Origin of the sequence: Streptomyces ureilyticus (assembly GCF_011045025.1) — a bacterium.
GTDB lineage: Bacteria > Actinomycetota > Actinomycetes > Streptomycetales > Streptomycetaceae > Streptomyces > Streptomyces ureilyticus.
In genome coordinates this window covers 13,587-31,401 of sequence record NZ_JAAKZX010000110.1, presented here as the reverse complement: position 1 = coordinate 31,401, position 17,815 = coordinate 13,587, and the positions used below count along the sequence as shown (strand labels likewise).

Here is a 17,815-nt window from a genome sequence, read left to right as displayed (position 1 = left end):
TCTCTCCCCGGGCTCGGCTCACCTGCGCTGCAACGTGTACGTACTCATGACACACCACAGGCCCGACAGCCGGGCTGTCGGGCCTGTGGAAAAGCCTGCTGCAATCTGCGGATATTACTTACTGCGCAGGGAGCCGTTCGGGGACGAGCGGGCCGAGACGGCGGGCACGCCAGAGGGCGGCGAGGGCTGCGGCGATGAAGAGCTGCAGGCTGCCCCAGAGCCAGCCGGAGGGGATCAGGTCGAAGAAGCTGCGGTCGCCGCCATCGGTGGCCGAGTCGTCGGAGAGTGAGGGGAGGTACCAGACCAAGTGGGGGCGGGAACCGAGCAGTTGGAGAGCGAGCGAGGCGTTGCCCTGCTCGTCGAGGCGGTGGTTGTGGAGGATGTCGGGGGCGCCGAGTACGACGGTGTCGCCGTCCCCTTCGAGCGTCGGCACGCGCAGCAGGGTGGGCAGGCCGTCGCTGGGGTAGCAGGAGTCGGCATCGGGCGCTGTCGTCGTGTAGCGGATGCCGCCGGTGTCAGCGGTGCCGGCTCGTTGGGCGGCGGGCAGGGCGCAATGGGGCGGGAGCGTGGTGTCGTAGCTCGGCGTGGGGTCGGCGGTGATCCCGGGGGCGAGGCTGCCGACGGACGGGATGCCGGGCGCGACGAGGACGGTGCGGCCTCCGGAGTTGGCGAACGCCGAGTGGAGCCGGGTCTGCTGGCGGTCGGTCAGCAGGTCCGGCGCGGCGACCAGGAGGGTGGTGTCGGGGCCGGCGGCGGTGCGTGCGTCCTCCAGGGTGGTGACCACGCGGGTGGACACACCGCGGTCGGCGAGGAGCTCGGCGACGGCGCGGCTGCCGTTGGCATCGACGGAGCGCGGGTCAAGGCGGCCGTGCTGAGCGTCGGAGCGGACCGCCGCGATCGCGATCGCGGCCACAAGGAGGATTACGAGCCCGAGCAGGACACCGCGCGCGCGAGTCCACACCTGGCGAGCGGTGGGGGAGGCCGAGGTGGTGGACTCAAGGGTGGCCTCGGTGGTCATTCGGCGGCCCCTTGGCGCGTGCCGTGGGCCGTGCTCTGGGTGCTCGGGGCGCTGCTCGCGAGGACGGGCTTGGTGCGTTCCACGTCACGGTCGAGTTCGGTGAGGCGCTGGTACGCCTGGGGTGTGGCCGTTCGTCCGCCGTACGTGACGTCGTCGAAGTCCCTGGCCGCGGCGCTCAGCCGATCCGTGTGGGAGGGGAGCGTACGGCCTGCCTCGGCGGCTGCCTCGTCGGCGGTGCGGCCGGGGCGGGGCTCGAGCAGGGCGCGCTCCTCCAGGGAGCGGACGACGGCGCGCATGCGCTCCTGGACGGCTTGGTTCCAGTGGCTCTGGGCGGCGTGGCTCTCGGCGGCCGCCCGGTGTTCGGCGGCGCTGCGCGGCCGGTCGTCGAAGAGCGGGGCGGCCGACGTGGGGCCGCGCCTCGGGGTGCCGAGCCGCCACCAGAGGGCACCGATCAGTGCCGCGGCTGCCAGCGCGATGACTATGAGGCCGAGTGCGCCGCCAGGGGTCGCGCCGGAGGCTGCGCTGAACAGCTTGTCGAGCCACTCCCAGAAGGCGTCCAGGGCGCGCTGGAACCAGCTGGGGTCGTCCTCGTGGTACATCCGCTTCGACAGCTCACGCCGGGCCGCGTCCCGTGCGGGGTCGCGCGGGATCGTCACCGGTGGTTCGTCGGCGGAGCGCGGCAGCGCGAGTACGGCCGCGGTGCCGGAGCCCGGCAACGCGAGCACCCCTGTGAGAACACCCCCCGACGGGCTCACCGCATCAGCTCCCCGAGGTGGTGCCGGGGGCGTCGGAGCCGTAGCCCTGGACGCCGGCGGCGCGGGCCAGGTCGAGGTCGAGGGCCTCGCGGCGGATGCGCTGGTCGATGTAGAGGAGCACGGCGACACCCGCGGTAATCGGGAACGTGAGCATCGACCCGATCACCGCGCCGATCCCGCTGACGATGAGGAAGGTCCAGCCGAGGTCCGCGGTGCCGCTGGTGAAGAGGCCGTTGACACCGTCGCCGCTCAGGGCGGCGGCGAGGAAGGTGAACGGGATCACGATGATCGAGGCGACGACGTTCGCGATGATCGTGGCGAGCAGCTGGATGCCGAAGACCCGCCACCAGGAGCCGCGGACCAGCTTCGCGGAGCGGCCCACGGACTTCCAGATGCTCTGCTTCTCGAGCATCAGGGCGGGCGAGGCCAGCGAGAAGCGGACCATCAGCCAGATTGCGACGACGCCCGCGGCCATGCCGCCGAGGACGGCGAGTGCGACAGCGCCGTCGCCACCGTCGGCCAAGGCGATCAGGAGGCCGGGCAGGGTGCCTACCGCGACGATCGCGACGCCGATCAACGGGAGGAGGAAAGTCAGGCCGAAGAGTTTCGCCAGCTGGGGCCGGGCGTCGCGCCAGGCCTCGGCGGTGGTCACCGACTTGCCGAGCACGGCGCGGCTGGTCACGGTCGTGAGCAGGGCGGTCGCGACGATGGTGCCGAGCAGCGAGACCAGCAGGATGACGCTGGAGCCCAGCAGGGTGTCGCCCAGGGCGCGGGTGAGTTCGCCGACGGAGGCGCTCGGGTCGTTGAGGGTGTCCGAGCTCGCGGCGTCGTTCAGGACGAAGCCCTGGAGCAGGACCACGAGGATCTCCGTGAACACAGCGACGGTCAGCGAGATACCGAGGACCGTGCGCCAGTGCGTACGCATGGTCGACACGGCGCCGTCGAGGATCTCGCCGACGCCGAGCGGGCGGAGCGGGATCACGCCGGGCTTGGCGGCGGGCGGAGGGCCGCCCCAGCCGCTTCCCCAGCCGTGGTGGCCGCCGGGGCCGTAGCCGGTGCCGTATCCGCCTGGGCCACCGGGAGCGCCGTATCCGGGACCGCCGCCCGGGCCGCCGGGGGGTTGTCCGCCCCAGCCGGGGCCGGGCGGTGGTGGAGGCGGCGGGGCCTGGGCCGGGCCGCCCTGGGAGCCGCTGGGTGCGGACCACTGGCCGGGCGGGGGCTGCTCCTTGGACCACTTCGGGCCTGGGCCGGACGGGTCGGGTGCGGGCTGTCCCGGCTGATCCGTGGACTCTGGCGCAGCGGGCCGGTCCGCGGGCTCGGCAGGGCCGGAAGCGTTCGGCTCCTGACCGTCCTGACCGTCCGAGGGGGCAGATCCGGGCGATGCCCAGCCCGGAGTGTCTTTCATCGTCGCTCCTTCACGGTGCCCGTTCGCGGTTGCGGCGGCAGGTTGGCAGCCATCGTGCCACGGTGCGGCCGGGAAGTGACCGGCCCCCGTATGGGCGGCACACCTTCAATTGTCCGCCCTGGAAGGGGCAGACTGGGCGGATGGACGATCAGTACGTGCATTCCCGCGAGGACAACGCGCCCACCGAGATTCCGGCGATCCGGTGGGACGAACCGCCGGAAGGGTCTGTACTGGTCCTTCTCGACCAGACGCGGCTGCCGGCCGAGGAGGTCGAGCTTGTGTGCACCGACCCTCCGGCGCTGGTGGAGGCGATCCGCACACTCGCCGTGCGCGGGGCGCCGCTGCTGGGTATCGCCGGGGCGTACGGGGTCGCGCTCGCCGCCATGCGCGGATTCGACGTGGACGACGCCGCCGATGCGCTCGCGAGCGCACGGCCCACGGCGGTGAACCTCGTGCACGGCGTGCGCCGGGCCCAGTCGGCTCACCGTGCCGCCCTGGCCGGCGGCAGTGACCAGAAGCAGGCCGCCGAGGCCGCGCTCGCCGCCGCTCGCGCCCTCCACCAGGAGGACGCCGAGGCCAGCAGGCGCATGGCCGAGCACGGTCTCGCGCTGCTCGACGAGCTGCTGCCCGGCGGCAACCATCGGATCCTGACGCACTGCAACACCGGGGCGCTGGTGTCCGGCGGGGAGGGCACGGCGTTCGCCGTCGCACTCGCCGCGCACCGGGCCGGGCGGCTGCGCAGGCTGTGGGTGGACGAGACGCGGCCGTTGCTGCAGGGTGCTCGCCTGACCGCGTACGAGGCGGCGCGTAACGGGATGGCGTACACGCTGCTCACGGACAGCGCCGCGGGGTCGCTGTTCTCGGCGGGGGAGGTGGACGCGGTGCTGGTCGGGGCGGATCGGATCGCGGCCGACGGTTCGGTGGCGAACAAGGTGGGGAGCTACCCGCTCGCGGTGCTGGCCAGGTATCACCACGTACCGTTCGTCGTGGTGGCGCCGGTGACGACGGTGGACCCCGACACCCCGGACGGGGCGTCCATCGAGGTCGAGCAGCGCGCCGGTCATGAGGTGACCGAGCTCATCGCACCCCAGGTGCCGGTGGCGGGAGCGGAAGCGGGAGGCGGGATTCCGGTGGCACCTCTGGGTACCCAGGCGTACAACCCGGCGTTCGACGTGACGCCGCCCGAGCTGGTGACGGCGATCGTCACCGAGGAGGGCGCCGTTTCGCCCGTCACGGCGGAGGCGCTTGCCGAGCTGTGTGCCAGGTCACGCCAGGTAACGATTTAGTTAATGGGATGATGGCATTCATGAAGGGACGAGTCCTTGTCGTCGATGACGACACCGCACTGGCCGAGATGCTCGGCATTGTGCTGCGTGGTGAAGGTTTTGAACCGTCTTTCGTAGCCGACGGCGACAAGGCGCTGGCCGCTTTCCGTGAGACCAAGCCCGATCTTGTGCTGCTCGATCTGATGCTGCCGGGGCGGGACGGTATCGAGGTGTGCCGTCTGATCAGGGCGGAGTCCGGGGTGCCGATCGTGATGCTCACGGCGAAGAGCGACACCGTCGATGTGGTGGTCGGGCTCGAATCGGGCGCTGATGACTACATCGTGAAGCCGTTCAAGCCGAAGGAGCTGGTGGCGCGGATCCGGGCGCGGCTGCGGAGGTCGGAGGAGCCGGCGCCCGAACAGCTCGCCATCGGCGACCTGGTCATCGATGTGGCCGGTCACTCGGTGAAGCGGGACGGGCAGTCGATCGCGCTCACGCCGCTGGAGTTCGACCTGCTGGTGGCGCTGGCCCGGAAGCCCTGGCAGGTGTTCACGCGTGAGGTGCTCCTCGAGCAGGTGTGGGGCTATCGGCACGCGGCGGACACCCGCCTTGTCAATGTTCATGTGCAGCGGCTTCGCTCCAAGGTCGAGAAGGACCCGGAGCGGCCGGAAATCGTGGTGACTGTCCGTGGCGTCGGTTACAAGGCCGGACCCAGCTGACATGTCCCGGGACAGTGCCGCTCCGGCGCCCGGTCAGCCGGGCCGCCGCTCGCGGCCTGTCGGCCGGAGGACCGCGAGCTCCTTTTGGGCTCGGTTCAGCGAGGGCTGGCTGTTGCAGGGCGGGGTCCAGGGCAGCCCCGTCCTGCGGCTGTTCATGCGCTGGGTGCGCCGTCCGCTGCTGCCCGTCATGCGGCTGTGGCGGCGCAACATCCAGCTCAAGGTCGTCGTCACGACGCTGCTGATGTCGCTGGGCGTCGTCCTGCTGCTCGGCTTCGTCGTCATCGGGCAGGTGCGCAACGGCCTGCTGGACGCCAAGGTGAGGGCCTCGGAGAGCCAGGCCACCGGTGGGTTCGGGGTGGCCAAGCAGCGGGCGGACGCGGCGGCGAGCGCCGGGGGCGACGACGGTTCGAGCACGGACGAGCGGCCCGTCCAGAACATCAGCGCATGGCTGAGCGACCTCGTGGAGTCCCTCGCCAGCGGCGGCCAGGGCGCCTTCGCCGTGGTCACGCTCAGCTCCTCCAGCACGGTCGCCGGCGCGGACAACGGTGGGCGCGGCCCGCGTTCCTCGGGCGACGTCGATCCGGCGGCGAGCGTGCCGGAGGATCTGCGCCGCCGCATCGACGAGAACATGCTCCCGGCCCAGAGCTACACCCGCATCGTCTACAAGGCCGGCCAGGACTCCCAGCCGGGGCTGGTCATCGGCAAGCAGGTGAACGATCCGAACGGCGACCCGTACCAGCTGTACTACCTCTTCCCGCTCACGCAGGAGGAGAAGTCGCTCAGCCTGGTCAGGGGGACGCTCGCGACGGCCGGCCTGTTCGTCGTGGTGCTGCTCGGCGCGATCGCCTGGCTCGTGGTGCGGCAGGTCGTCACGCCCGTACGGATGGCCGCGGGCATCGCCGAGCGGCTGTCCGCCGGGCGTCTTCAGGAACGTATGAAGGTCACCGGAGAGGACGACATCGCGCGGCTCGGTGAGGCCTTCAACAAGATGGCGCAGAACCTTCAGTTGAAGATCCAGCAGCTGGAGGACCTGTCGCGGATGCAGCGGCGGTTCGTGTCCGACGTGTCTCATGAGCTGCGTACGCCGCTGACGACCGTACGGATGGCCGCTGACGTCATCCACGACGCGCGCGTTGACTTCGATCCGGTGACCGCGCGGTCGGCCGAGTTGCTGGCGGACCAGCTGGACCGGTTCGAGACGTTGCTCGCGGATCTGCTGGAGATCAGCCGGTTCGATGCCGGCGCGGCGGCTCTGGAGGCCGAGCCGATAGACCTGCGCGAGGTCGTACGCCGGGTGGTGAGCGGGGCCGAGCCGCTCGCCGAGCGCAAGGGCACGCAGATCAAGGTCGTCGGCGATCATCAGCCGGTGGTCGCCGAGGCCGACGCGCGGCGGGTGGAGCGGGTGCTGCGGAACCTCGTCGTCAACGCCGTGGAGCACGGCGAGGGCAGGGACGTGGTGGTCAGGCTCGCCGCGGCGGGTGGCGCGGTCGCGGTCGCGGTGCGCGACTACGGAGTGGGACTCAAGCCCGGCGAGGCGACCCGCGTGTTCAGCCGCTTCTGGCGGGCCGACCCGGCACGCGCCCGTACCACCGGCGGTACGGGACTGGGGCTGTCCATCGCCCTGGAGGACGCGCGGCTGCACGGCGGCTGGCTGCAGGCGTGGGGCGAACCGGGCGGCGGCTCGCAGTTCCGGCTGACGCTGCCGCGGACCGCGGACGAACCGCTCCGGGGCTCGCCGATACCCCTGGAGCCCAAGGACTCGCGGCGCAACCGCGGGCTCAACGAAGCGGGGCTGCCCCTCCACGGCACGCAGAAACTCGCCACGGTGCCGGCGCAGTCGCACGGCGAGCGAGGAGTACCCCCGATGCCGCCGCGGGCGCCCGTGGCCCCGCGGCTGGCGGGCGCGGTGGATCCGGCGGCGCTGCCCGGCAACGGCGCGCGCGTGGTGCCGCGGCCCGCTGGGGAGGCGCGTGCGGTGACCGGGGCGCCCGTGGAGTCCGGGGAGCGCGAAGAGCCCGGCCAGGCGCCGTCCGAGGAGGGCGCGGGAACCGGCGAAGGGCCGGATCAGTTGAAGCAAGGGGAGGGATCACGTGGGCGCTGACGGCGATCGCGGCGGCCGACGGCGTCCGATGCGGGTAGTGGTGTACGTCGGTTGTGGAGCCGTACTGCTGGCCGGGTGCGCCTCGATGCCGGACAGCGGGGATCTGCGCGACGTCAAGGCCTCGCAGCGGCCGGACGCGCCGGTCCGGGTCTTCGCGATGCCGCCGCGGGAGAATGCCCAGCCCGACGAGATCGTGCAGGGCTTCCTGGAAGCGCTGACCAGCGATGAGCCGGAGTTCGACACGGCGCGCAAGTACCTCACCGAGGAAGCCTCGAAGAACTGGCAGCCGGAGCGCTCGACGACGGTGCTCGCGGACGGGCCGACCGCGCTGGCCGAGCACAGCGGCAGCAGGGAGGCCACCGGTGACTACGCGTACGCGCTGACCGGTGACAAGGTCGCCGAGGTGGACCAGCAGTTCGCGTACGAGCCCGCCGAGGGCAGGTACAAGGAGACGCTTCATCTCACGGAGCAGAAGGTGTCGGACGGCGGCAAGCAGTGGCGCATCGACGTGCCGCCGCAGGGCGTGGTGCTCGGCAACTCCGACTTCCAGCGCCGCTATGTCTCCGTCAACAAGTACTACTTCGCGTCGAACTCGCCGACCGGCGACCGGCTCGGAACCGTGGCCGATCCGGTCTATGTGCGCCAGCAGGTCGACCCCGTGACACAGATGGTCAAGGCACTGCTGAACGGGCCCACGAGCTGGCTCAAGCCGGTGGTCAGGTCGCGCTTCCCCACGGGTACGGCACTGAAGAAGGGCGTCAAGACGCTGACGCCCGATGATCAGAACCGGCTGAGGGTGCCGCTGAACAAGAGGGCCGAGGGTGTCGGGCAGACGCAGTGCGCCGAGATGGCGGCCCAGATCATCTTCACCCTGAAGGACCTGACGCCCACGGGCATCGACGAGGTCGAACTGCAGCGCCCCGACGGCTCACAGCTGTGCGCGATCGAGGAGAGCGACGCCGAGATCATCGCCTCGCACGGCATCGGGCAGCGTGTCCACTACGAGTACTTCATCGACGGCGAGAAGCGGCTCGTACGGATACCCGCCGCCACCGAAGAACAGCAGGCCGAGCCGGTTCCCGGAGCGCTCGGAGCGGGCGACACGGCACTGCGGACGGCCGCGGTCTCGCGGAACGAGGAGAGCGCTGCCGGGGTCTCGCTGGACGGGCGTTCGCTGTACGTGGGGTCGCTCGCGTCCGGTGCTTCGCTCGGGGAGCCCGTGCTGCGGAGCAAGGCCAAGACGGAGGACGACGGACTGACGACGCCCAGCTGGGATGCGGGCGGCGACCTGTGGGTGGCCGACCGCGATCCGAAGAACTCCCGGCTGCTCCTGTTCGAGGAGGGCCGCGGTGTGCCTCTGGAGGTCAGGACGCCCGGGATCGAGGGGCGGATCGACGCGGTGCGGGTGGCCGCGGACGGGGTGCGGATCGCGTTGATCGTCGAGGAGGATGGCAAGACCTCGCTGCTCATGGGGCGGATCGAGCGCCAGAACGGACCGGATGGGCGGCCTGTCGTCACGATCCACGACCCGCGTTCGGTCGCACCGCAGCTGGAGGAGGTCACGGCCATGTCCTGGGCCGGGGACAGCCGCCTGGTCGTGGTGGGCCAGGAGGAGGGCGGCGTGCAGCAGATCCGGTACGTCCAGGTCGACGGCTCCACACCGGTCGGGGCGCCGCCTTCCGCGCTCACCGGAGTGGAGGAGATCGCCGCATCCGAGGACGAGCGGCTGCCGCTGGTGGCGCACTCGGAGGACGGGATTGTGCGGCTTTCGTCCGGTGCGCAGTGGCAGAAGGTGGTCAAGACGGGGACGGCGCCGGTCTATCCGGGATAGCCCGGCAGTTGTCCACAGGCAGTCATCCACAGGGGTGGCCGGACCGCTCAGGCGTTGGCACAGTGGTGGGCATGCGCAGGTGGTGGCAGGATCTCACCGACCTGGTGCTGCCGGCCATGTGCGGAGGCTGCGGGAGGCCTCGTGCGGTGCTGTGCCCGGGGTGCCGTGCCGCCCTGCTGGGGGCCGCGCCGCGCCGGGTACGACCGATGCCCGAGCCGCCGGAGCTCCCTGCGGTGCACGCCGCGGCTCCGTACGAGGACGAGGTGCGGGCGGCGCTCCTCGCCCACAAGGAACGGGGTGCGCTGATGCTCGCAGGGCCGCTGGGAGTGGCGCTCGCGGGTGCGGTACGGGCGGGAGCGCCCGGTGGCGGGCCCGGGGCGCCGGTGCTGCTCGTTCCCGTCCCCTCCGCGCGACGCGCGGTGCGGGCGCGGGGGCATGACCCGGCGCGGCGGATCGCGCTCGCGGCGGCGGGCGAGTTGCGGCGCGCGGGGACGCCGGCCCGGGTGCTCGCCGTGCTGCGGCAGCGGCGTGCCGTGGCCGACCAGTCGGGGCTCAACTCCCGGCAGCGGATGGACAATCTGGCCGGCGCCCTGGAGGTGGCGGCCGGGGGCGCCCGGCTGCTGGCCGAAGGCGGACGGGCCGTACTCGTCGACGACGTGATGACGACGGGCGCGTCCTTGGCGGAGGCGGCGCGGGCGCTGCGCTCCGCTTTCGCGGAGGTGGGAGACCGGGGAGAGCGGCCACAGGCGTTTGCGGGAATGAGCGGTCCGAACGGCACGGGAGACATGATCAGTGCGGCGGTAGTCGCTGCGTCTCCGTCATCTTTCGCAATAATCTGGAACTGATCGGGAAGTTACGTCGTTGCAGGTAGCGAGAGGTTCATTCGCTGGAATGGAGGTACACCGCGGTAGAGGGTGACGACATCCGTCCGAGCGAGATATGTTCGGTTGTGAGGGAATGCCGGGTGCTGTCCCTCCTATACCGGATTGCCATCCTGCGGGTTTCTGCAATCACCCGCGGCGGTGGGGTGGAGATCTTGCCCACGGGGGAGGAGGAGGTGGAAGTCACCAAGTCCGAGGCTCTGGGACGTACCGGAGCCTGGTGCAAAAAGGGAGTTGCTCCGCACCGATGCGGAGCGATCCGGGAACGGAGTTCTGCGTGGACATCGTCGTCAAGGGCCGCAAGACCGAGGTGCCAGAGCGGTTCCGCAAGCACGTGGCCGAGAAGCTGAAGCTGGAGAAGATCCAGAAGCTCGATGCCAAGGTGATCAGCCTCGACGTCGAGGTGTCCAAGGAGCCCAACCCGCGGCAGGCCGACCGGTCCGACCGAGTGGAGATCACGCTTCACTCCCGCGGCCCGGTGATCCGGGCAGAGGCAGCGGCCAGCGATGCGTATGCGGCACTCGACCTGGCGGCGGACAAGCTCGAAGCCCGGCTGCGTAAGCAGCACGACAAGCGCTACACGCGCCGTGGTGCCCGTCGGCTCACGGCAGCTGAGGTCCCCGACCACGTTCCGGGTGTGGCGACACTGAACGGGAACGGCAACACCGTCCACGAGGAAGAGCCCGACGCAGTGCCGACCAAGAAGATCGGCTCCCTCGAGGTGAAGGGCGAAGGCCCCCTCGTGGTGCGCGAGAAGACTCACGTCGCCTCTCCGATGACCCTCGACCAGGCTCTCTACGAGATGGAGCTGGTCGGGCATGACTTCTATCTTTTCGTCGACTCCGAGACCAAGGAACCGAGTGTCGTCTACCGGCGGCACGCATACGACTACGGCGTCATCCACCTCAGCACGGACCCGATGGTCGCCCAGGCGCAGAGGCCCTCGACGGGCGGGACGCTGGGCGGCTGACCACGCCCGATGAGGTCCCCCGGCCGTCGGCCGGGGGACCCCCAGTCGGTGCCCCTGGAGTGTGCGTGCGCCCCCAGGGGCACCCGTATGCGACCCCTCGCGCCCCGCTACGTCACCGGACTGTCGTCCGGGCATGAAATCATGGCCGCACCGGGCCCCAACCGGTGGGCTGTTGCCTTGGGTTGGCGATGGCACAGGAACACAGGCCACGGCCTTCAGGGGGAGGAACGATGGCGGACAGCTTCGGACCGATGCAGGACGAAGATGCCGACGACGGCGTCGTCGGCATGGGCCCGGACGCGGGCTCCGGCCCGAATGCCGGCTCCCCACGCAAGGAGCCGATCCGGGTCCTTGTCGTGGACGACCATGCCCTTTTCCGCCGCGGCCTGGAGATCGTGCTCGCCGCCGAGGAGGACATCCAGGTCGTCGGGGAGGCGGGTGACGGAGCCGAGGCGGTCGACAAGGCCGCCGACCTGCTGCCCGACATCGTGCTGATGGACGTACGGATGCCCAAGCGCGGCGGTATCGAGGCGTGCACGTCCATCAAGGAGGTGGCGCCCAGCGCGAAGATCATCATGCTGACGATCAGCGACGAGGAGGCCGACCTCTACGACGCGATCAAGGCGGGCGCGACCGGCTATCTCCTCAAGGAGATCTCCACGGACGAGGTGGCGACGGCGATTCGTGCCGTCGCCGACGGGCAGTCGCAGATCAGCCCCTCGATGGCGTCCAAGCTGCTCACCGAGTTCAAGTCGATGATCCAGCGCACGGATGAGCGACGGCTGGTGCCGGCGCCCCGGCTCACCGACCGTGAGCTGGAGGTTCTCAAGCTGGTCGCGACCGGGATGAACAACCGGGATATCGCCAAGGAGTTGTTCATCTCCGAGAACACCGTGAAGAACCATGTGCGGAACATCCTGGAGAAGCTGCAGTTGCACTCCAGGATGGAGGCCGTGGTGTACGCGATGCGGGAGAAGATCCTCGAGATCCGCTAGCCGCTCCGCCGTGCCCTCCGCGGAGCGGCTAGCGGCGGAGCCGCATATGTCACAGCCTCGCGCCCCTGAAGGGGGCCACAGGAGCTGTTACGCCAATGCGCGCGCTAGCTCTCTCGTCAGCGGCTCGCGCAGCTCCGGTGCGTCCACCCTCTCCACCCGTACGTCCGTGCAGTCCACCCAGCTCGCAGCCTCGACCAGGGCCTGGGCCACCGCGGGCACGGCCTTGAGGCCATCCACAGTCACCTGCTTGGCCACCAGAGTCCGGCCCTCGCGGGCGGGATCCACGCGCCCGACAAGGCGGCCGCCGGCGAGGACCGGCATCGCGAAGTAGCCGTGCACCCGCTTCGGCTTGGGGACGTAGGCCTCCAGGCGGTGGGTGAAGCCGAAGATCCGCTCCGTGCGGGCGCGTTCCCAGATCAGCGAGTCGAACGGGGACAGCAGCGTCGTACGGTGGCGGCCGCGCGGCGTGGTCTCCAGGGCCGCCGGATCGGCCCAGGCGGGCTTGGCCCAGCCCTCGACGGTCACCGGGACCAGTCCGGAGTCCGCTATCACCGCGTCGACCTGCTCACCCTTGAGGCGGTGATAGTCAGCTATGTCCGCGCGTGTACCGACGCCCAGCGCCTGGCCCGCGAGCCGGACCAGACGGAGCAGGCACTCGGTGTCGTCCAGCTCGTCATGGAGCAGCGTGTCGGGGACCGCGCGCTCGGCGAGGTCGTACACCCGCTTCCAGCCGCGCCGCTCCACGCACACCACCTCGCCGTACATCAGCGCGCGCTCGACGGCGACCTTCGTGCCCGACCAGTCCCACCACTCGCTGGTCTTCTTCGCGCCGCCCAACTCCGTGGCTGTAAGGGGGCCTTCGGCTTTCAGTTGCTTGATGACCTGGTCGTACGTGCCGTCCGGGAGATCGTGGTTCCAGTGCGGGCGGGCGCGGTAGGCGCGGCGGCGGAAGGCGAAGTGGGGCCACTCCTCGATGGGGAGGATGCAGGCGGCGTGCGACCAGTACTCGAAGGCGTGGGGCCGGGCCGGAGAGGCGCCGGGGGGTGACGCGGTCCAGTAGGCCTTGTCCACCGTCTTGCGGCCGACGGCGCCGAGGCGGGCGTACGGGATGAGTTCGTGGGAGCGGGCGAGGACAGAGATCGTGTCGAGCTGGACCGCTCCCAGGTGCCGCAGCACACCGCGAACGCCGGCCTTGCGGTCGGGGGCGCCGAGGAATCCCTGGGCGCGCAGGGCGATACGGCGGGCCTCGTCGGCGGAGAGTTCGACGGTGGGGCGCGGCAGACTCGTCATGGCCCGCACGATAGGGGGTGCCACTGACAATCGGGCCTGATCTGCGGTGATCATGTGGGGAGGGTGGGGCGACGTGGGCACCGCGGTTCAGCCCGGCCGTTCAGCCCTGCGGTTCAGGCATGCTGCGGGGCCGGCAGGTACGGCGCTGTGGACGGCAGCCTCATGTCGGACGGGAGCAAGGAGCCGATCCAGCAGTCGCGGCGTACCCCCTTGTTGTTGATGCCGGAGCGCAGGACGCCCTCCACGGTGAAGCCGGCGCGTTCGGCGACCGCGCGAGAACCCCGGTTGCCGACCTCGGCCCGCCACTCCACACGGTCGATCGCCATGTCCTTGAACGCCCAACGGGAGGCGCGGACAGCGGCCTCGGTGATGTAGCCGTTGCCCCGGTGTTCCTTCGTGGTCCAGAAACCGATCTCGCCGACTCCCGGGGAGAGCATCGTGATGCCGAGCATGCCGGCGAGTTCGCCACCGGCGGGCAGGAAGACGCCGAACGTGAACATCGAACCGTCCGCCCAGCCGTCGGGCACCATCTGCTCCGTGAAGCCATCCGCGTGCTCCCGCAGATAAGGCGACGGGATCGTGGTCCAGCGCTGGATCTCGGGGTCCTGGCAGGCTTCGTACACGGCGTCGGTGTCGTGTGGTCCCACGGGACGCAGCAGGAGGCGCTCGGAGGTCAGTGTGACGGGGTCCATTGCCCGATTCTGCTCGGCCTCTCCCAGGGAAGCCATCGTTTTTGCCCTGTGTGAAGGGCCGGTTACTTTTCGTTGTGGCTGCGCGGCACCTTCCGCAACTCCCGTCCGTTGTCCTAGTGGCTGTCACGGGCAGACCTCCCGGCGCGGTGGGGTCCTCGCTTACGATGGCCGTTGCTCAAGCTGTGATTTGAAACTGTTGTTGAACCCGACCGTCCGGCCCGACCGGCAAGGAGACATACCCCCGTGTCCGTCCTCTCGAAGATCATGCGTGCAGGCGAAGGCAAGATCCTGCGCAAACTGCACCGCATCGCGGACCAGGTCAACTCCATCGAAGAGGACTTCATCGACCTCTCCGACGCCGAGCTGCGGGCCCTCACCGACGAGTACAAGGAGCGGATCGCCGAGGCGCTCGCCGACGAGCCCGACGAGTCGAAGCACGACGCGGTTGTGAAGAAGGCTCTCGACGACCTGCTCCCCGAGGCGTTCGCGACCGTCCGCGAGGCCGCCAAGCGCGTTCTCGGCCAGCGCCACTTCGACGTGCAGATCATGGGCGGCGCCGCCCTGCACATGGGCTACGTCGCCGAGATGAAGACCGGTGAGGGCAAGACCCTGGTCGGCACCCTGCCCGCGTATCTCAATGCGCTGTCCGGCAAGGGCGTGCACTTGATCACGGTCAACGACTACCTGGCCGAAAGCCAATCCGAGCTGATGGCCCGCGTCCACAAGTTCCTGGGCCTGTCGGTCGGCTGCATCCTGGCCAACATGACGCCGGCCCAGCGCCGCGAGCAGTACAACTGCGACATCACCTACGGCACGAACAACGAGTTCGGCTTCGACTACCTGCGCGACAACATGGCGTGGTCGAAGGACGAACTGGTGCAGCGCGGCCACAACTTCGCGATCGTCGACGAGGTCGATTCCATCCTCGTCGACGAGGCCCGTACGCCGCTGATCATCTCCGGTCCGGCCGACCAGGCCACCAAGTGGTACGGCGACTTCGCCAAGCTGGTCACGCGCCTGAAGAGGGGCGAGGCGGGCAACACCCTCAAGGGCATCGAGGAGACCGGCGACTACGAGGTCGACGAGAAGAAGCGCACCGTCGCCATCCACGAGTCCGGCGTCACCAAGGTCGAGGACTGGCTGGGCATCGACAACCTCTACGAGTCGGTGAACACCCCGCTGGTGGGCTACCTGAACAACGCCATCAAGGCCAAGGAGCTCTTCAAGAAGGACAAGGACTACGTCGTCATCGACGGCGAAGTCATGATCGTCGACGAGCACACCGGCCGTATCCTCGCCGGCCGCCGCTACAACGAGGGCATGCACCAGGCGATCGAGGCGAAGGAAGGGGTGGACATCAAGGACGAGAACCAGACGCTCGCCACGATCACCCTGCAGAACTTCTTCCGCCTCTACGACAAGCTCTGCGGCATGACCGGTACGGCGATGACCGAGGCCGCCGAGTTCCACCAGATCTACAAGCTCGGTGTCGTGCCGATCCCGACCAACAAGCCGATGATCCGCGCGGACCAGTCGGACCTGATCTACCGCACCGAGGTCGCCAAGTTCGACGCGGTCGTCGACGACATCGCCGAGAAGCACGAGAAGGGCCAGCCGATCCTCGTCGGCACGACGTCGGTCGAGAAGTCCGAGTACCTCTCGCAGCAGCTCAGCAAGCGGGGCATCCAGCACGAAGTGCTGAACGCGAAGCAGCACGACCGTGAGGCGACGATCGTCGCCCAGGCCGGCCGCAAGGGCGCCGTCACCGTCGCCACGAACATGGCCGGACGAGGTACGGACATCAAGCTCGGCGGCAACCCCGAAGACCTCGCCGAGGCCGAGCTGCGCCAGCGCGGCCTCGACCCCGAGGAGCACATCGAGGAGTGGGCCGCGGCGCTGCCCGCCGCCCTGGAGAGGGCCGAGAAGGCGGTGCGGGCCGAGTTCGAGGAGGTCACGGACCTCGGCGGGCTCTACGTCCTCGGCACCGAGCGGCACGAGTCGCGTCGTATCGACAACCAGCTGCGCGGCCGTTCCGGCCGCCAGGGTGACCCGGGCGAGTCCCGCTTCTACCTCTCCCTCGGGGACGACCTGATGCGGCTGTTCAAGGCCCAGATGGTCGAGCGCGTGATGTCGATGGCGAACGTCCCGGACGATGTGCCGATCGAGAACAAGATGGTCACGCGCGCGATCGCCTCCGCCCAGTCGCAGGTCGAACAGCAGAACTTCGAGACCCGGAAGAACGTCCTCAAGTACGACGAGGTCCTCAACCGGCAGCGCGAGGTCATCTACGGAGAGCGGCGCCGCGTCCTGGAGGGCGAGGATCTGCAGGAGCAGATCCAGCACTTCATGGACGACACGATCGACGCCTACATCGACGCCGAGACCGCCGAGGGCTTCTCCGAGGAGTGGGACCTGGACCGGCTGTGGGGCGCCTTCAAGCAGCTCTACCCGGTGAAGGTCACCATCGAGGAGCTCGAGGAGACGGCAGGCGACCGCGCGGGTCTCACCGCCGAGTTCATCTCCGAGTCCATCAAGGACGACATCCACGAGCAGTACGAGGCACGTGAGGCGCAGCTCGGCTCCGAGATCATGCGAGAGCTGGAGCGCCGGGTCGTGCTGTCGGTCCTGGACCGCAAGTGGCGCGAGCACCTCTACGAGATGGACTACCTCCAGGAGGGCATCGGCCTGCGCGCGATGGCCCAGAAGGACCCGCTGGTCGAGTACCAGCGCGAGGGCTTCGACATGTTCACCGCGATGATGGACGGCATCAAGGAGGAGTCCGTCGGCTACCTGTTCAACCTGGAGGTCCAGGTCGAGCAACAGGTCGAGGAGGTTCCGGTCGAGGACGCGAAGCCGTCGCTCGACAAGAAGGAGGACGCCGTGCCCGCGGGTGCGCGTCCGGAGATCCGCGCCAAGGGGCTCGAGGCCCCGCAGCGGCCGGACCGGCTGCACTTCTCCGCGCCGACCGTGGACGGTGAGGGCGGCGTTGTCGAGGGCGACTTCACCAGCGACGAGGAGCCGGTGCGCTCCGAGTCGGACGGCCTCACGCGCGCGGAGCGGCGTAAGCAGCAGAAGGGGCGGCGTCGCAAGAAGTGACGGTTCGCTCCGCTGGGTTCAGCAGGTTTGGCGGGGCTCGCTTTGAAGGGCCAGGCAACTTGGTTGCCTGGCCCTTCGGGCTGTTGGGTGCCGGGGGCTCGGTTTGACGCTGCGGGTGCGTCGTGGCTGGTCGCGCTCGCGCGGCGGAGCCGCATATCGACACAGCCCTGCGCCCCTATGGGGGCGCTAGTTGTCGTGCCTGTGTGGCATGCGGGTGCCGCCCAGTTCTACCGCTGTGCAGCGCCAGCGGAGATCTTGGCCCTTTTCCAGGCGGAAGGCCATTGCGCGGAGCTGGTCGCCAGCGCCGATGCGGGCGAAGGCTTCGATCGCGCCTGGGCGGGGCACCTCGTAGCCGACGTCGCGGACGATCGGGCGGGTGCCGTGGGTGCGGAGGGGGCCGCGTTCGGCTAGCCAGGCGAGTTCGTCGTACGCGCGGCCTGCCGTGTGGCGGAGCATGCTGTGAACGGGGCGCTGGCCGCTCAGCACGGCGAGCAGGAGGTCGGCGAAGAGGTCGGTGGGACGCGGCTGCGGGGGCGTCCTGAGAGGGCTTCGTGCGGGCGTCCTGTGGCGAGGGGCGCGCCCGCCGGAGGCTGTGCTCTCGCCCCGCGGAGAGCTGCCCGGTGTCTCCCTGCCCGGTGTGGTGCGTGGGGTGGTGCCGCCGGGGCGGCGGGTGTCGTGACGGCCGGGTGGGCGGGCGCCCGGGTTGCGCTTCGTCCTGGTCATCACCTTGGTCATGGCGTTGTCCCCGCTCGCTGGGCCCGAGTCGATACCGGGCAGTAACTTGCTGTTGGGGATCT

At 70.0% G+C, this 17,815-nt stretch carries 13 protein-coding genes and 1 pseudogene; 8 read left to right on the top strand and 6 right to left on the bottom strand.

Translation table 11 applies throughout. The features are described 5' to 3' along the window. Positions 1–127: 127 nt before the first annotated feature. The 3 genes and pseudogenes from G6048_RS28840 to G6048_RS28830 form a co-directional block, all read right to left on the bottom strand. Positions 128–1,018 (bottom strand): annotated as a pseudogene (locus G6048_RS28840) (DUF4350 domain-containing protein); the annotation flags it as partial. Then, positions 1,015–1,773, bottom strand: a complete 759-nt coding sequence (locus tag G6048_RS28835) for a DUF4129 domain-containing protein (RefSeq protein ID WP_165342518.1) — start codon at positions 1,771–1,773, stop codon at positions 1,015–1,017. The pseudogene G6048_RS28840 and the gene G6048_RS28835, both read right to left, overlap by 4 nt. A gap of 4 nt (positions 1,774–1,777) precedes the next feature. After that, positions 1,778–3,178 (bottom strand): hypothetical protein, encoded by a 1,401-nt coding sequence (locus tag G6048_RS28830; RefSeq protein WP_165342517.1) that lies wholly within the window; start codon positions 3,176–3,178, stop codon positions 1,778–1,780. Between the two features lie 140 nt (positions 3,179–3,318). On the opposite strand from G6048_RS28830, the gene mtnA reads away from it, so the two are divergent. The 7 genes from mtnA (at position 3,319) to G6048_RS28795 (ending at position 11,940) form a co-directional block, all read left to right on the top strand. Beyond that, positions 3,319–4,464, top strand: coding sequence for an S-methyl-5-thioribose-1-phosphate isomerase (gene mtnA / locus G6048_RS28825; protein ID WP_165342516.1), 1,146 nt, complete (start codon positions 3,319–3,321; stop codon positions 4,462–4,464). Positions 4,465–4,472: 8 nt separating this feature from the next. Further along, positions 4,473–5,162: a two-component system response regulator MtrA gene (gene mtrA / locus G6048_RS28820; protein ID WP_187822996.1), complete on the top strand. Its 690-nt coding sequence runs from the start codon at positions 4,473–4,475 to the stop codon at positions 5,160–5,162. Between the two features lies 1 nt (position 5,163). Beyond that, positions 5,164–7,263, top strand: coding sequence for an MtrAB system histidine kinase MtrB (mtrB, locus tag G6048_RS28815; RefSeq protein ID WP_165342515.1), 2,100 nt, complete (start codon positions 5,164–5,166; stop codon positions 7,261–7,263). After that, positions 7,253–9,094, top strand: coding sequence for an LpqB family beta-propeller domain-containing protein (locus G6048_RS28810; RefSeq protein WP_328827245.1), 1,842 nt, complete (start codon positions 7,253–7,255; stop codon positions 9,092–9,094). Before mtrB ends, G6048_RS28810 begins: the two co-directional genes overlap by 11 nt. Positions 9,095–9,165: 71 nt before the next feature. Further along, positions 9,166–9,939: a ComF family protein gene (locus G6048_RS28805; RefSeq protein WP_165342514.1), complete on the top strand. Its 774-nt coding sequence runs from the start codon at positions 9,166–9,168 to the stop codon at positions 9,937–9,939. A gap of 313 nt (positions 9,940–10,252) precedes the next feature. Further along, complete coding sequence (gene hpf, locus G6048_RS28800; RefSeq protein ID WP_408056184.1) at positions 10,253–10,945, top strand: ribosome hibernation-promoting factor, HPF/YfiA family; 693 nt, start codon at positions 10,253–10,255, stop codon at positions 10,943–10,945. A gap of 230 nt (positions 10,946–11,175) precedes the next feature. Next, positions 11,176–11,940: a response regulator gene (locus G6048_RS28795; RefSeq protein ID WP_165342512.1), complete on the top strand. Its 765-nt coding sequence runs from the start codon at positions 11,176–11,178 to the stop codon at positions 11,938–11,940. 87 nt (positions 11,941–12,027) lie between these two features. On the opposite strand, the gene G6048_RS28790 is transcribed toward G6048_RS28795, so the two are convergent. Both G6048_RS28790 and G6048_RS28785 read right to left on the bottom strand, forming a co-directional pair. After that, the gene (locus G6048_RS28790; protein ID WP_165342511.1) at positions 12,028–13,230 is read right to left on the bottom strand and encodes a winged helix-turn-helix domain-containing protein; all 1,203 of its coding nucleotides are present in this window, start codon (positions 13,228–13,230) and stop codon (positions 12,028–12,030) included. A gap of 113 nt (positions 13,231–13,343) precedes the next feature. Continuing rightward, positions 13,344–13,922 carry a GNAT family N-acetyltransferase gene (locus G6048_RS28785; RefSeq protein WP_165342510.1) on the bottom strand — a complete coding sequence of 193 codons (579 nt, stop codon included), beginning with the start codon at positions 13,920–13,922 and terminating at the stop codon, positions 13,344–13,346. Positions 13,923–14,165: 243 nt separating this feature from the next. Between G6048_RS28785 and secA the strand changes: the two genes are divergently transcribed. Continuing rightward, entirely contained in the window at positions 14,166–17,018 is a 2,853-nt protein-coding gene (gene secA / locus G6048_RS28780; RefSeq protein ID WP_165342509.1) for a preprotein translocase subunit SecA, read from the top strand. A gap of 186 nt (positions 17,019–17,204) precedes the next feature. Here secA and G6048_RS28775 read toward each other — a convergent pair whose 3' ends face one another. After that, a complete protein-coding gene (locus G6048_RS28775; protein WP_165342521.1) occupies positions 17,205–17,753 on the bottom strand; it encodes an Rv3235 family protein in 549 nt (182 codons plus the stop codon). Positions 17,754–17,815 lie beyond the last annotated feature (62 nt).

Excerpts from the sequence above, each read along its gene's own strand:
- G6048_RS28785 (WP_165342510.1), bottom strand. The coding sequence starts at position 13,922 with ATGGACCCCGTCACACTGACCTCCGAGCGCCTCCTGCTGCGTCCCGTG.
- G6048_RS28790 (WP_165342511.1), bottom strand. The coding sequence starts at position 13,230 with ATGACGAGTCTGCCGCGCCCCACCGTCGAACTCTCCGCCGACGAGGCC.
- G6048_RS28795 (WP_165342512.1), top strand. The coding sequence starts at position 11,176 with ATGGCGGACAGCTTCGGACCGATGCAGGACGAAGATGCCGACGACGGC.
- G6048_RS28805 (WP_165342514.1), top strand. The coding sequence starts at position 9,166 with ATGCGCAGGTGGTGGCAGGATCTCACCGACCTGGTGCTGCCGGCCATG.
- mtnA (WP_165342516.1), top strand. The coding sequence starts at position 3,319 with ATGGACGATCAGTACGTGCATTCCCGCGAGGACAACGCGCCCACCGAG.
- mtrA (WP_187822996.1), top strand. The coding sequence starts at position 4,473 with ATGATGGCATTCATGAAGGGACGAGTCCTTGTCGTCGATGACGACACC.
- mtrB (WP_165342515.1), top strand. The coding sequence starts at position 5,164 with ATGTCCCGGGACAGTGCCGCTCCGGCGCCCGGTCAGCCGGGCCGCCGC.
- G6048_RS28830 (WP_165342517.1), bottom strand. The coding sequence starts at position 3,178 with ATGAAAGACACTCCGGGCTGGGCATCGCCCGGATCTGCCCCCTCGGAC.
- G6048_RS28775 (WP_165342521.1), bottom strand. The coding sequence starts at position 17,753 with ATGACCAAGGTGATGACCAGGACGAAGCGCAACCCGGGCGCCCGCCCA.